Genomic DNA, 14,605 nt, shown 5'->3' on the forward strand with positions numbered 1-14,605 from the left:
ATGTTCGCATTCCCTGGATGTCAGTCCGTCGTCGCTATGACGGGAAGCGGTGCCATCGGTGCCCCGTGCCCGAACGCGCCGAGCCGCGTGCATACCTCGCCCGCTGCTGCGGCGGCGCGATGCGCCGCCTCGGGCAGCGATGCACCCTCGCCCAGCGCCACGACGGCGGTCGCGGTATAGGCATCGCCGGCGCCCAGGCTGTCCGTCACCGTCACCGGCACCGCCGGTTCATGGTGGATCGCCTCGCCTACGGCGATTGTCGATCCTGCGGCCCCCCGTGTCACGATCACGGTATCGGGGCCGCGGGCCTGGGCCCAGCGGATCAGTGCCAGCACCCCGGCGTCGTCCAGGCCGGAACCCGAGAAGGTCGCAATTCGGATATGGGGCAGCAGGGGTTCGGCGTAGTCCGCCAGCTTGGACCCGAAGTCGAACGACAGCCGGGCCGCCGCCGACAATTCGGCCAATTGTCCCTCGACCTGACCATAGTCGCCGGTATGGACGACATCGTAGCTGGCGACATACGCCAGATCCTCCCGGTCGAGCCGCAGCCGGTAGGGCGGCGGCGTCGACCCGATGAAGTACCGGTTGCCGTCCCGGTCGATGCCGATCTGCGAGAAGGCGTTGAAGCTCTCGTTGACCCGCAGCCGGGTGATCTCGACCTTCTCGGCGATCAGCGCCTTCCGCACCACGGTCCCGGACACGTCGTCGCCGATGATCCCGATGTAACCGGCTTCGGCACCCGCCCGTCTCGCGAACACGGCGACATTCAGCGCGTTTCCTCCGGGGAACATGCAGTCGAGATGAAGGTAGCGGTCGACGACGTTGTCGCCGACACCACAGAGTCGCACCGCCATGGGTCAATACTCGACCTTGTGCATGTACCGCCGCTCGTCCAGCGAATGGCCGGTCGCCGCTTCCCGGTGATCGGCCAGACGGGTGCCCAGCACGCCCAGCGCGATGGCCGACACCTCGCCGCGCAGATGCTCCGGAACCCCGGTCAGCGGGAACTCGCGGCTGTCGATGACGAACACATGCGTGCCGTGACGCTCCGCGAACCTGATGACGCGTTCCGTCAGCGGGCGAGTCGCATCCTCACCCTGGAAGACGATCAGCGAGGCGTTGTCGGTCAGCATCTCGAACGGCCCGTGCAGATAATCGCCGGCGTCGATGTTGTTCGCGTTCATCCACTGCATTTCCATGAAATAGCAGAGCGACAGCGAAAAGGCGGCCCCCATGGTGGGGCCGGACGAGACCACATAGGTCGGCCGCTCGGCGTTGAGCCGACCGGCGATCTCCGCCAGCTTGGCGTCCGCCTGTTCCTGTATGGCGAGCAGGGCGGCCGGCAGCGCATCGAACGCCGTCCGGATGGCGGGGTCCACCGCTTCGCCGGTCTCCTCGAGCAGCGCCTGGCCCAGCTGGGCCAGCAGGATCTGCTTCGACGAGGTCACCGTTCGCTCGCTGCCATAGCTCAGCGAATAATGGGACGCGTTGACCAGGGGATTGTCGTCGTCGCGGCTGACCGCCACCAGACGGGCGCCCCGCTCGCGGGCAAACCTGACGGCGGATACGGTTTCCGGCGTACCGCCGGAATGCGAGGACGCCACGACCAGCATCTTCGGCCCCAGGCGGGCAGGCGGCAGGGACTGGAATTCCGCCGCGTTGATGTTGCGCACCGTCAGTCTGGTTGAACGGGCCTCCAGGAATGTTGCGGCGTGGATCGACGAGGAATACGACCCGCCGCACCCGACGAACACGATGTCCGTGACGCCGTCCCGGATCGCGTCATGCGCGATTCGTTGCGTCAGCGCTCGCTTTTCCAAGACGCCCCGCAGTGTCGGCACGAAATCGGGTTCGACCGGGCGCAACGGCAGGCCCGTGTTGAGAGTCTTTTCAGACGACACGACGCACTCCACAAAACTTGGATGAATGTCATCGAGAGCATGGGCTCGGCCCTGAGAACGCTCTCAATATGAGAACGCTCTCATAGCGGGAGTGTCGAAGTCAATGCGAATTTTCATCTGGTTGGCCGATCCATGAGGGAGGCGGCGCCCGCTGGATCCTTGGCGGCACGCGGGCCGATCCCGACGCCTTTTCACTCCCGGAAGGCGGGGCGGATGCGGGGGCCGACATGCCGCCATGGCGGCGGACTCGTCTCGGGGATAACGGCGCTTCGGCCTCTGCAGGCGGAATGTCGCCGGAGTCTGCGGGCAGGTGCCGGTCGTTGAACCGGTCGCCCCATTCCAGGCTACGCCACGGCCCATCGTCAGCCTGTCGGCTGACGCCGCCCGACCTTTCTGGCCAGACCAACCGGAGACCAGGAGCGCCTCTCCGCTCTTATACTGCCGGCTTTCGATCCCGACCTAGCGGGATCGAAAGCTTCGGCGGCATGGGCCGCCGCCGCGCCAGTCGGCACGGATACCAGCGATCATCATCAACGACCGCTGGTATTACACCATTTCCGGAAACTCCGAGCATTGGTCGGCACTTTCCGGAGCCTCAGGCGCCGGGCGGTCCGCACCCGCGGACCTTGTCTTCATGGGCATGAGCCCGCGCGGGCGCCGTCGCGGCCGTACCGGAGCCAAGAAGATAGGGCTTTTCGGCTCCGGCATTACACCAAGGCTGGAGACGCGACCGAGCTGCGCGCGCCGCCCGGTCCGCACGCCTCGACCGCTTCCGTTCGGTGCCGTCAATCGCCGGCGAGCTGGCGGCGGGCATAGGCGGCGGTCAGGTAGCGGCTCACCAGCGCTTCGAAATCGGCCGCCTTCATGTCGCGGATGCCCAATGCCTCGAGCACCACGAGCCGCTTGCGCCGGTTCACCTTGTTGTAGATGGAAAAGCCGATCCGGTTGGGCAGCGGCGCTTCCTCGCGCAGCGCCAGCACCAGCGCCAGCCGCTGCGATGCCGTCACCTGCATGCCGACCACGTCGGTCCAGGCGATGGCTTCCCGCAACCGCGCCGACACCAGCGCGTCGGGGGTCAGGGTCATCAGCGGCGCTTTCGTCTTGTGGTGGATCCAGGCCGCATAGAGCAGGGCGATGCCGACCGCGACGGCGGCCACCGCCCCGACCACGACCTTCGTCCCCGGATCGTTGTCGATGCCCAGGGCTTGCGCGAAGACGGTGGTGCAGGTGGCGAAGGCGGCGAACAGGGCCGCGATGAAGGCCATGGCCCAGATCATCGGCTTGCCGTTCTCGTAGAGCACCGTGTGTTCCGCCGGAACGGCCGAGGCGGCCATTTCCAGCTCCTCCCGGTTCAGCCGGTGCGCCTGCCGTGCCTCGTCGAGGAAGGCCGTGGTCAGCCCGTGGCAAAGCCCGGTCCAGTCGGAGAACAGCCGATGCGGCAGGCCGGTATCCTCCACCGCCGGTCCGCGGCCGGCGCGGGCCAGCAGGCGGTCGTCCAGCGCGACGCCGAGGGTGCTGATCCGCAAGGCGGTCGGCGGGTGGCTGTCGGTCGGGTGGGGCTGGCACTCGCCGATATACGCGGCGGGATCGGGAAGGCCGGCCTCCACGCGGCGGACCATTTCCGCCATCAGATCCGGGGCCGCCGCGTCGGGGTCGGAGAAGGCGTCGCTCAGCGTCCCGTCGACGATGGGTGCCAGCACGGCGGTGCGGAGCAGGGCGAGGGGAATGCTCTCCGGGCCGCTGACCAGGCTGCTCCGCCGGTCGGCCTCCAGCTCGCGCTGCCGCCTGTGCTGGGCGACCGCGACGTCGAAACTCTCCAGCGTGTGGAAGCCCAGGTGCAGGGCGGGCGTGAGCACGAAGCCGCCGCTGCCGCCGGTCCGGCCCAGCGCGTTCAGGGTCTGCCACAGACCGGCATGGATCGGGGCGAAACGACGGTTGTAGGCGGTGTCCTCGCCCGAGAAATGGGCCAGTTCGTGGCCGATGACCGCCGCCAGCTCGGTCTCGCCGATCAGCGGCAGGTAGGGGGCCGGCAGATGCAGGGTGCGGCCCGACAGCGGCTGTTCCCGCCCCGAAGGCCGGACCGGCCACTCGGTGACGAAGAAGCCGTCGGTCAGGCCGATCAGGATGGTGTCCGGCATCAGCGCCCCGTGCCGGGCCGCCAGATCGTCGACGAGGCGCCAGAGCCCAGGCGCCCTCTCCCGGTCCACCGCCACGCCGCGGATTTCGAGCGGTTCCACCGTGTAGAGGTCGAAGACGCGGCGCATCGCGATCACCGCCACCACGGCGCTGTAGGCGGCGAAAACCGCCAGCACCACGCCGAGGCCGAAGAGCTTGGCGCTGCCGGTGGACAGATGGTCCCAGAACCACAGGCTGGCCGCTTCGAACAGCGAGGCCGAAATGCCGGCGACGCTGAGGCCGACGAGCACGGAACCGAGCGTGAAGGGCAGGCTCCGCCTCAGGCGGTCGAAGCTGCGGACCAGGGCGTCGCGCGACCCCCGCGCCCGCAGGGCCGCGGTCCGCGCCGCCAGCAGCCCGCCGAGCCCGGCGAGGAAGGCCAGCAGCCCGCCGGCCATCGTGCCCCAGCTCAACGGGTAGCGGATCAGGGAAACCTCGACGCCCTCGTCCATCGTGCCGATGGCCTTGCGGACGCCGGCGATGGCCATGGAAACGGGCATGCGGCGCCCGTCCGGCCCGCCCATGGTGACGAAGGCCGACGGAGTCTGCGCTTCGATCCGCTGAAGCTGGGCAAGCACCTCCGGCAAATCCAGCATGCCCTGCCGGTACTCGTCGCGCGTCGCGGCGGCCCGCTGCTCCTGCCAGACCCCGAGTGCCACGAACGCCAGTGGAACGACCAACAGCCAGAGGAGGAGTACGGCCCATTGCGGAAGACGAGGGATGCGGCGGCCGGAACCGGCCGCACCGCCGAAAGCGATTGTGTCTGCCACGCCCCATCCTCCGTCATCGACGCATCGCGCCGGAGGATCGCGCAATGCGCGCAGCGAAGCCAGCCGCCCCGAAGGGGTAGCAAATCCAGATCGGTCTCCGCCGCCGGACGCCCTCGTCCAATCGCCGGCTTCTACGGCGCAGCGCGATCGGGCAGGGAGGCGACGCTTTGCAGGGCTTGGTCGAGGTCCGCGAGGAGGTCGGCTTCCCCTTCCAGCCCGACGGACAGCCGCAGCAGGCTGTCGTCGATGCCCGCCACCCGCCGCGCCTCGGCATCCATGCTTGCATGCGTCATCGTCGCCGGATGGGCGACAAGGCTTTCGACGCCGCCGAGCGACTCCGCGAGCGTGAACAGCTTGACCGCTTCCACGAAACGGCGGGCGCCGTCCGTGCCGCCTTTGACGTTGAAACTCACCATCGCCCCGAAGCCGCGCTGCTGGCGCACCGCGGTGGCATGTCCGGGATGAGACGGCAGCCCCGGATAATGCACGGCATCGACGCAGGAATGGCGATCCAGGAAGTCGGCGACGGCGGAGGCGTTGCGCTGCTGGTGCTCCAGCCTCGGGAACAGGGTTCTCAGCCCACGCAGCGTCAGGTACGCGTCGAAGGGCGCCCCGGTGATGCCGGTCGCGTTGGCCCACTCCTCCAGGCCTTTCAGGTCCTGCGGGTCCGCGGCGATGACCGCTCCGCCCACGACGTCGGAGTGGCCGTTGAGATATTTCGTCGTGGAATGGATGGCGAAGTCCGCGCCGAGCGCAAGGGGCTGCTGGAGCGCGGGGGACAGGAAGGTGTTGTCGACGGCGACCTTCGCTCCGACCGCCTTGCTCCGTTCCGCCACCCGGGCGATATCGGTAACGCGCAGCAGCGGATTGCTCGGGGATTCGATCAGGACCAGAGCCGGGCGCCGCCCGAGGACCGCGGTCAACTCGGCTTCGGAATTCTGATCGACGAAAGCGACGTCGAAATGCCCCTTCGCCGCGCGCAGGGAGAGCAGGCGGTGCGTGCCGCCGTAGCAATCATGCGGCGCGACCACCAGCTGCCCGCGGTCGAGCGTGGCCAGCAGCAGGTCGACCGCGGCCATGCCCGTTGCCGTGATCACCGCACCGCAGCCGCCCTCGAGCTGGGCCAGGGTGTCGGCGAGCTGATCGCGCGTCGGGTTGGACATTCGCGAGTATTCGTAGGATCCGGGATTCTTGAAGCCCGGGAAACGATAGGTGGTCGACAGGTAGATCGGCGGGGTCACCGCGCCGAACGCCGCATCGCTGGCGATGCCATTGGCCGCGGCTATCGTCTGCGCTGTCTTGCCGGTCTTCATGCTCAGCGTCCTCCGTCCTCTGCCTGTTCCACGCGCGCGGTCACGATGCGGGAACGGCTGGGCACGCGACGCCTTGGCAGCCGGCAAATCCTAGGAGGTGCAGGGTCGGCACGATAGCGAAATCTTCCGATGGGTCGTATCGGCACGGCCGATGATCCGCCGGCGGGGCAGGGGATGGTTTCCGCGTCCCGTGGCAAGTCGCCGGAGGCATTCGTTTTGCGATCGGATCCACACGTCGAATCGATCCCGGTTCCGTGCGGTCCGATCTAAGTGGTGCATCCGCTAAATGAGGGCGACATTTGGGACTGCGGCGATTCCCGGGCGTCGCGGCGTACGGTGTCGCCGCCGCCGTCCCCAGACGAAGGGGTGCTTATGGGCATTCCAATAAGCGGTGGCTCGGGTGACAGCATCCTCGATTTCGGCCCAGGCATCGAATCGCCGCCCCTTCAGGGCCAGTGAGCGCAGCACCTTCCACCAGGGCTCGATCAGGTTCAGGTAGGCGGCATACTTGGGCTGGAAGACGAATTCCCAGCGCGGATGGGCCGGATTGAACAGCAGCACGTCCATCGCGCTGTGGGTGTTGAGGTTGTCCACCACCGCGTAGACGCGCTCGACGGCGGGGTCGATCCACCCCTCCAACTGCGCAAGGAAGTCGATCCAATTGGCGGTGGTCCGGCCCGTGTAGGTCGCGGTGAAGGCGTCCCCGGTCGCCGCCCGCAAGGCGCCGAAGACGTAGCCGGCGACATCGCGCCGGCCGTAGTCGATCTCCTGGGTGGCGCGTTCGGCCTTCGGACCAGCGGGCCTCACCAGCCGCCGGCCTGGATAGCTCTTGCTCGCCTGCGGCCCCATCTCGTCCAAGCAGATCACGACGCTGTCGGCCGGTGGTGCGGTATAGAGTTGCTCGATCGCCCCCTTTTCTTGGCGAAGTCGGGATCGACCCGTTCGCCAAACCACGTCTCCTCGTTCCGCCATTTGAGCCCTTCATCGAGCAGGATCTCGCTGATGCGGCTGCGCCGCATGCCGATGTTGTGCTCGCTCAGATAGGCGACCAAGCGGTCCAGCGTCCAGCAGGCGAACGGTAGCTCCAGATCGCTCGGTCGGCGCAGGGCGAGGCGGATGACCGTGCTGCGCTCTTCGGCGGAGTAGGTCGGCGGCCGGCCAGAGCGCACCGCCTCCCAAACCCGCCAGCCCGCCCTCATTGAGGCGCTTGAGCCAGAAGCGGACGGTATCGCCGCTCAGCTCCATTCTTGCGGCAATCCGCGGAGCCGAAAGGCCATCCATGGCATGCACAATGATTTGAGCGCGCCGCACCAGACCGGCACCGCGCGTCCGTGAGCGCGCCAACTGCAGAAGGCCTTCCTTTCCCTCATCGCTTGCGGCGCGCACCCGGATGGTCATAGTTCGGCTCCTCGGCTGGGGGCATCCCTCTTCAACCAGCCAACACCGTAGAAATTCCGCTCAACTTGATGGATGCACCATTAAATGCGGTGTTTTTCGAATTCTCTGACCGGCGGGTCACGACTACGAAAGCTACACGGAAAGGTTCCGGTCGAACGCCCATGACCTCACTCCTCGCGGAAAGCCTTGCGGAAGCTGTCGTCAATTGGCTGCGTCAGGTAACGCAACAATGTCCGTTCACCGGTGACGATCAGCGTTTCCGCAGGCATGCCCGGCAGAAGATGCACGTCCTTCAGCGCGGCGAGCTGCGTTGCATCCACAGCCACGCGGGCCTGATAATAGGGCTGCCCGGTGCGGTCGTCGATCACCGCATCGGCCGACACGCGCAGCACCGCCCCGTCGAGTTGAGGCGTGGTGCGGCTCTTGAACGCGCTCAGCACCACCTTTGCCGGCAGCCCGGCATGCACCACGTCGATGTCGTTCGGACTCACCCGCGCGTCGATCACCAGACGGTCATCGAGAGGCACGAGATCCAGGATCGCCTCGCCCGGCGCCACCACCGCCCCCGGCGCGAAGGTCCGCAAATTCATCACCGTGCCGGCCTCCGGAGCGAGCACGTCGCGCCGACCCTGGCGGATGGACGCGGCGGCGAGCTTTTCCTCGGCCTCCGCGCGGCGGACCTGCACATCGCGCAATTCGGTGGCGACCTCGCTCTGGCGGTCGGCACGCAACCCCAGGATCTCCAGATCCGCCTCCGCGATGGCTTCGCGGGCCTGGGCGATGCGATTGGCAAGATCGCCCTGCATGCCGTCCAGTTCGGCCGTCTGCCGCATCAGGGCAAGCAAGCGCGGCTTGCGCTCCAGCCCTTTGGCGACCATCTCCGCCACGGCTGCCGCTTCCTCCTGGATAAGGACGAGCTGGCGCCCGCCGGCCCTGCGTTGCGCCTCCAGCCCGGCGATCTGCGCCTCCAGCTGGGCGATGCGCTGCCGCGTGATCACGGCACGCCCGTCCAGGCTGGCGCGGCGACTGAGGAAGATGCGCTGCTGTCCGCCGACAATTTCCGCCACGCTCCCGGCCGAGGCAGGGGCGGCGGCCTTCGCCGCCAAAGCCTTGGGCAGGGTCATGGTCGCCACTTCGTCCCGCTCGGCGATCAGCCGCGCCTCCTGCGCCAGCAACGCCCAGAGCTGCCCTTCCAGCACCGTCACCGTCGAGCGGGACTCCAGATCGTCGAGGCGGATCAGCGGCTGCCCCGCCACCACGCGGTCGCCGTCGCGCACCAGGATTTCCGCAACGATGCCGCCATCCAGATGCTGCACGGTCTTTCGATTGCTGTCGGCGGTGACGGTGCCGGGCGCCACCGCCGCACTGGCGAGCGGGACGAGCGCGGCCCAGGTGCCGAAGCCCCCGAAACCGGCGAGGGTCAGCGCTAGACCGGCGGCGATGAACCTGCCGACCGGCGGATGCGGCGGTTGACGGCGGTCGGCAGGATTGTCTGTGGTCATCGCCAAATCTCACTCAGCCATCTGAAGCGGCGGCGCGCCGGTTTGGATCGCACTGGCCTGGATCGCACCGGCCTGGATCGCGCGGCTTGGTGCGGCGGCTCCGCCGGGCACGGATTGCAGGCTGCGGCGCTTCAGCATCTCCAGAACCTCGGCACGGGGGCCGAACGCCTCCACCCGGCCGTCGCGCAGGGCGACCATGCGGTCCACCTGCGCCAGAGTGCCGGGCCGGTGGCCGATGACGATCACGCAGGCCCCCTGTTCCTTCAACGCGGCGATGGCCCTGTTCAACGCCTGCTCGCCCTCGGCGTCGAGGCTGGCGTTGGGCTCGTCCAGAACCACCAGCTTCGGCGTGCCATACAGTGCGCGGGCCAGGGCGATCCGCTGGCGCTGCCCGCCGGACAGGAAGGCGCCGCCGTCGCCGACCTCGGTGTCGTAGCCGTTCGGCAGCCGCAGGATCATCGCGTGACAGTCGGCGAGCCGCGCCGCTTCCATCACCGCCTCCGGATCCGGGTCGCCCAGCCGGGCGATGTTCTCCGCCACCGTGCCGGAAAACAGCTCGACATCCTGCGGCAGATAGCCGATGTGCCGGCCGACGTCGTCGCGCCGCCACTGGAACAGGTCGGCGCCGTCCAGCCGCACGGCACCGCCCAAGGGCGGGTGCAGCCCGACCAGCAGCCGGGCCAAGGTCGATTTGCCGGCCGCCGACGGTCCGACGATTGCCAACGCCTCGCCGGGCCGGGCCTCGAACGACACGTTGTTCAGCAGGAGCCGCCCCCGATCGCCGATGCGGAAGGCGACAGCCTGCACCGTCAGCCGCCCGGCCGGAGCCGGAAGGGGCAGGCCGGCGGAACGGCGCATCGGCCGCGCGAAGACCGTCGTCAGCCGGCGCCAGGCGTCGCGCCCGGCGCTGACCTGCCGCCAGCCGCCGATGGCCTGCTCCACCGGTGCGAGCGCCCGGCCGACCACCAGCGACGCGGCCATCATCGAGCCGGCGCCCATCTCGTGCCGCACCACAAGCCAGGCGCCGGCGCCCAGCATGGCCACCTGGACCATCTGCCGCAGGAACTTGGTCATGTTCAGCAGCGCCGCCCCGCGCCGATGCGCCCGGTCCTGCAGATCGAGGGCGCGTGCATGGTCGCGCTCCCACCTCCGGGTGAGGCCGGGCAGCAGGTGCATGGCGTCCACCGCCTCGGCATTGCGCATCGCGGTTTCCGCCGTGCCCCGAGCGCGGGTGCTCGCCGCAGCCGCTTCGCCGAGATTGGCGCGGGTGACCCGGTCATTGGCCAGCGCCAGCCCGAACAGCAGCAGCGCGGAGGCCGTGGCGACATGTCCCAGCACCGGGTGGAGCACGTAGAGAAGCGCCAGATAGATCGGCACCCAGGGCGCATCGAACAGGAAGGCCAAGCCGTTGCCGAGCACGCCGCGCACGGTCCCCAGGTCGCGCAGGATCTCGGCGCGCTGCCCCTGTCCGAGCAGGGCGCCGTCCACCATCCGCTCCAGCATCGGCGGGCCGAGGCGACGCTCCATCCAATCGCCCAGCACGCTCAGCGTCCGCGTCCGCACGTAATCGAGCGCACCGAGCAAGGCCAGCGCCTCCGCGGCGATCAGCGACAGGAACAGCAGCGTCGGCAGGCTGCCCGACGGCAGAACCCGGTCATAGACCTGCATCATGTAAAGCGACGAGGTCAGCATCAGCAGGTTGACGAGCAGACTGAACCCGGCCACCCACAGCAGCGGCGCCCGACAATGGGCCACGATGGCCCCAGGGTTCGCAACCGAGGTCGCAGCCGGGCCGGGCGCGCTCCCGGTGTGGCGGACTGCCTCCTCCGTAAATGGCGCAGGGGACATCAGACGGTCTTGCCGTCATCGGGGCCGGCTTTTCCGGCACCGGACTTCAGGGCGTCCAGCAGGCCGCTGGCAGCCGTATCGGCGGTTCCGTCGGCTGCCCCGGCAAGCGCTCCGAGAATTCCGTCACTTCCGCTCTTCTGCGTTCCCGATGCCGCCGCCCGCAGCATCGAAAGCGCCGCCTGCGCGTTTCCACGATCGACGGCGGCCGGTTTGCCAGCACCGGAATCCTCCGCCGCGGTTGCCTGGACCGGGTCGGCGGCTTCCGCGCCAACCGCTGCTGCGGGAGCGGCCGGTGCGGCGGCGGGCGCGGCTGCCGGTTCCTCCTTCGGGGCGGCGGCGCCGGCTTTCGATCCGATGCCGGGGATATCGACGGTCGCCGCGAAGTTCTGGAAGGCGTTCCCGAAGACCTTGGCATCGAAGCCAAGCTGCTGAAGCTTCTGCGCGGCGCCATTCGCCTTTTCCGAATAGGCTTCGGTAAAGCCGTCTTCCGAGATCATCGAGCCCATAGCGGCGTTGAAGCCCTTGACGGTTTTCTCATAGCCGGCCTCCAGGGACGATGCCTTGCCAAGCGCCGCCTGTTCATTGCCGATTGCGGCCATTTGAGCGTCGAATTCCTCTTGAGCCGGGCGCAACCCCTCGCGGACCTGATCCATGGACAGTTCGCCGCTCTCCTGCGCTTTCTGCAAATTGCTGAATGCTTGGCCGAATGCCTCCCGAGCGGCACCCATCCGGTCGTTCAAGCCTCTCTGCTTGTCCAGCATCGACCCCGATGCGGCCAAGCGCTGATCGTCCTCCTGGTCGCGCGGTCGCTCCCGGCTATAGCGGCTGAAGGTCGCTTGAGTGGCCATCGAGCGCAGTCCGAGAACGGCATCGTCGGCGCTGATCTGGCCGGAATTTACCAGATTTTCCAGTGCGCCCCGTGCCTTCGAATCCAGATGCTTGAAGGCATCCGCCGCCACGCCGGAGAGGGCTTGGCCGAGCTTGCTCACCGACACGCTGTCCTTGGCGGCGCCGGTCGCCTGGAACACTCCGGAACTGCCCGCCGTGACTTGGGGCTTCCACTGGGTGGACCCCGACGACGATAAGACATTCAGAGGCTTAGTCTGGCCGATCATCATGGCGCACCTCCCACTGGAATGGACTGTCACGGCGTTGGTTGCCGAATATCACTAGAATAAACCTCCAAGTAGTAAACTATTTGTTAATACCCACGGGTCGGCATAGAATTCGCCAAACGATTACCTTTCAAATCATTTACTGCATAACCTTATGATTTGATGTCTACACGTTAACCAAAATAGTTTTCACTCGACTCTCCGGATTTTGTCAAATTGGTTATTTGATGCCAAACAATTTTGATGAATTTGGAGAAAAAGATGGCGACCTATTTCGGCGATGCAAACGCAAACAACATTGGTCCGTACAGCGGACCCAACACGATTTACGGCGGTGCCGGAAACGACACCATTTACGGATACACTGACAACGATCGACTGGAAGGGGAGGATGGAGACGACCAGATCAACGGCTGGTTTGGAAACGACACCATCTTCGGCGGCAATGGTAACGACTTCCTCGACGGATGGGATAACAACGATATTATTTACGGCGAGGCCGGCAACGACACCATTAATGGCGGGACCGGTAACGACTATATATATGGCGATTACGGCACTGAAAGCGGACAGGACGTTCTTTCTGGCGGCGCCGGAAACGACAGTATCGAAGGTGGCTCCGACAACGATCTTTACCTCTTCAACTTCGGCACGGACGGCCAGGATCATTACTACGATTCCCAAGGCGATTACGACACGCTCCGCGTCGATGGCGTGACCAACATCAGCCAACTCACCATCACATCCGCGGCCAACTATGGCGGCAGCGCCAACAATCTGGTCATCCACAAGGACGGCTCGCTTGCCGAATACGTGCAGATTTACGATTTCTACAGCGGCAGCGGATTTGGGGCCGGCCGCATCGAATATCTCAATGTGAGCGGATCGACCTTCTGGCTCAGCGACTACATCGACCGGGTCTGAGCCTGTACATGTCGCGGTCGGGGGACTGCGTTCACCGACCGCGACACCGTGGCAATCCGGCACCGATCATGAAAATCGTCTTCATCCACCAAAATCTTCCCGGCCAGTACAAGCATTTGGCCACGGCGCTGGCGGCCGACCCTGCCAACCGGGTCATCTTCATTTCCCGCCGCACCGACCGGGAGATTCCCGGGGTACGCCGATTGGCCTACGGCACGCGTCGCACCGCCGGACCACCGACCCACCGGTATCTGCTGAGCACCGAAAATGCCGTCCTGCATGGCCAGGAGGTCGCGCGCGTCCTTTTGTCGCTGCGCCGGGACTGTTTTGTCCCCGACATCGTCGTCGGACATCCCGGCTGGGGAGAAACCCTGTTCGTCAAGGACGTCCTGCCCGATGTGCCGTATCTGAACTATTGCGAATTCTACTATGGCACGCAGGATCGGGATTTTGGATTCGATCCCGTCTATCCGACCGGTCTCGACGCGCGACTGGGCCTGCGCATGCGCAACACGCCGCTGCTGCTGGCGCTGGAGAGCTGCGACCGGGGATCGCGCCGACCGAATGGCAGCGTGCCGCCCATCCCGAGCCGTTCCGGTCCAAGATCACGACCATTCACGACGGCGTCGATACCACCGTCCTGTGCCCCGATCCGGCGGCCCGCTTCACCCTTCCGGATGGCCGCGTGCTGGTGCCGGGCGACCCGGTGGTCACCTATGCCGCCCGCAATCTGGAGCCCTACCGCGGCTTTCCCAGCTTCCTGCGGGCGGTTCCCCATATCCTGGACGCGCGGCCCGATGCCACCGTCCTGATCGTCGGCGGCGACGAAAACAGCTACGGTGCCGGTCCCGGCGAGGGCAGAACCTGGCGCGAGGCCATGCTGAAGGAAGTGCCGGTCGATCCCGCGCGCGTGGTCTTCCTGGGACACCTGCCGTACGACCGCTTCCTGGCGGCAATCGGGGTGTCCCAGGTGCATGTCTACCTGACCTATCCGTTCGTCCTGTCCTGGTCGATGCTGGAGGTGATGGCGCTGGGCCGCGTGGTGGTCGGCTCCGATACCGCGCCGGTGCGCGAGGTCATCCGGCATGGCGAGAATGGACTGCTCGCCGATTTCTTCTCGCCCAAGGCAATTGCCGACCGGGTGGTCGACGTATTGGACGATCCTGATGCCTTCGTTCGATTGGGCCGGGCCGCCCGCCGGACGGTGACTGAGCGCTACGCACTTGCCGACTGCTTGGCACGTCAGACCCGCCTGATCCGCGACATGGCCGCGCGCTGACGAACGCCCCTTAAGACTGTCGCAAAGCTGGGAGACGGATTGCATGGCGCATCGGCTGGCAGTGGACCGCGTGCGCAATAAACTAGCGGGACATGTGGAGCCAATGGGGGGAGAACGACCCAGTGATGCAGTGTGTGATTTCCGCAGATCAGCACTTGATCGCGCGGGAGAGCAACAGTCGGGGACAGGATGTCACTTTTCGGAGCATGCTGGCCGAAGCTGACCGCTGAGCGCGGAAATTCCATCCACTTTTGCAGACTGCGCCAACGGCGACTACATCGGTCATCATCCTCAGCAACGGCGGTGATAGATCACGGGCGCTAGAGGCTGTTAGGGACTTGTAGGATGGCGACAGCTTTTCCGAGCATGAGGCAGGCGAA

At 66.7% G+C, this 14,605-nt stretch carries 11 protein-coding genes and 3 pseudogenes; 3 read left to right on the top strand and 11 right to left on the bottom strand.

Features of this window, described 5'->3' with window-relative positions:
- Positions 1 to 20: 20 nt before the first annotated feature.
- The 11 genes and pseudogenes from JHL17_RS36730 to JHL17_RS36770 form a co-directional block, all read right to left on the bottom strand.
- Positions 21 to 854 (bottom strand): PfkB family carbohydrate kinase, encoded by an 834-nt coding sequence (locus tag JHL17_RS36730; protein WP_211113709.1) that lies wholly within the window; start codon positions 852 to 854, stop codon positions 21 to 23.
- A 3-nt stretch (positions 855 to 857) separates the two neighbouring features.
- Entirely contained in the window at positions 858 to 1,901 is a 1,044-nt protein-coding gene (locus tag JHL17_RS36735) for an SIS domain-containing protein (protein WP_200199603.1), read from the bottom strand.
- Between the two features lie 100 nt (positions 1,902 to 2,001).
- A pseudogene (locus JHL17_RS38080) lies at positions 2,002 to 2,259 on the bottom strand (hypothetical protein); the annotation flags it as partial.
- Between the two features lie 427 nt (positions 2,260 to 2,686).
- Positions 2,687 to 4,846 carry a M48 family metallopeptidase gene (locus JHL17_RS36740; protein ID WP_345773951.1) on the bottom strand — a complete coding sequence of 720 codons (2,160 nt, stop codon included), beginning with the start codon at positions 4,844 to 4,846 and terminating at the stop codon, positions 2,687 to 2,689.
- Positions 4,847 to 4,977: 131 nt separating this feature from the next.
- Positions 4,978 to 6,159 (bottom strand): cystathionine gamma-synthase, encoded by a 1,182-nt coding sequence (gene metB, locus JHL17_RS36745; RefSeq protein ID WP_200199604.1) that lies wholly within the window; start codon positions 6,157 to 6,159, stop codon positions 4,978 to 4,980.
- Positions 6,160 to 6,441: 282 nt separating this feature from the next.
- The gene (locus JHL17_RS36750; RefSeq protein ID WP_200199605.1) at positions 6,442 to 7,026 is read right to left on the bottom strand and encodes a transposase; all 585 of its coding nucleotides are present in this window, start codon (positions 7,024 to 7,026) and stop codon (positions 6,442 to 6,444) included.
- A complete protein-coding gene (locus tag JHL17_RS37520; RefSeq protein ID WP_247894099.1) occupies positions 7,023 to 7,328 on the bottom strand; it encodes a hypothetical protein in 306 nt (101 codons plus the stop codon). Before JHL17_RS37520 ends, JHL17_RS36750 begins: the two co-directional genes overlap by 4 nt.
- 19 nt (positions 7,329 to 7,347) lie before the next feature.
- Positions 7,348 to 7,557: pseudogene (locus tag JHL17_RS38085) on the bottom strand (helix-turn-helix domain-containing protein); the annotation flags it as partial.
- Between the two features lie 167 nt (positions 7,558 to 7,724).
- On the bottom strand, positions 7,725 to 9,059 hold the full coding sequence (locus tag JHL17_RS36760; RefSeq protein ID WP_200199607.1) for an HlyD family type I secretion periplasmic adaptor subunit: 1,335 nt from the start codon (positions 9,057 to 9,059) through the stop codon (positions 7,725 to 7,727).
- Between the two features lie 9 nt (positions 9,060 to 9,068).
- The gene (locus tag JHL17_RS36765) at positions 9,069 to 10,814 is read right to left on the bottom strand and encodes a type I secretion system permease/ATPase (RefSeq protein ID WP_345773952.1); all 1,746 of its coding nucleotides are present in this window, start codon (positions 10,812 to 10,814) and stop codon (positions 9,069 to 9,071) included.
- 92 nt (positions 10,815 to 10,906) lie between these two features.
- Complete coding sequence (locus tag JHL17_RS36770; RefSeq protein ID WP_247894100.1) at positions 10,907 to 12,025, bottom strand: hypothetical protein; 1,119 nt, start codon at positions 12,023 to 12,025, stop codon at positions 10,907 to 10,909.
- 258 nt (positions 12,026 to 12,283) lie between these two features.
- On the opposite strand from JHL17_RS36770, the gene JHL17_RS37825 reads away from it, so the two are divergent.
- From JHL17_RS37825 to JHL17_RS37540, 3 genes and pseudogenes are all read left to right on the top strand, one after another.
- Positions 12,284 to 12,946 (top strand): calcium-binding protein, encoded by a 663-nt coding sequence (locus JHL17_RS37825; RefSeq protein WP_282189412.1) that lies wholly within the window; start codon positions 12,284 to 12,286, stop codon positions 12,944 to 12,946.
- Positions 12,947 to 13,014: 68 nt separating this feature from the next.
- Positions 13,015 to 13,574 (top strand): annotated as a pseudogene (locus JHL17_RS37535) (glycosyl transferase family 1); the annotation flags it as partial.
- Positions 13,575 to 13,631: 57 nt separating this feature from the next.
- Positions 13,632 to 14,225: a glycosyltransferase gene (locus tag JHL17_RS37540; protein WP_345773953.1), complete on the top strand. Its 594-nt coding sequence runs from the start codon at positions 13,632 to 13,634 to the stop codon at positions 14,223 to 14,225.
- The last annotated feature ends 380 nt before the right edge of the window (positions 14,226 to 14,605 follow it).

This window comes from Azospirillum endophyticum (assembly GCF_016595245.1).
In the GTDB taxonomy this organism is placed as follows: Bacteria; Pseudomonadota; Alphaproteobacteria; order Azospirillales; family Azospirillaceae; genus Azospirillum; species Azospirillum endophyticum.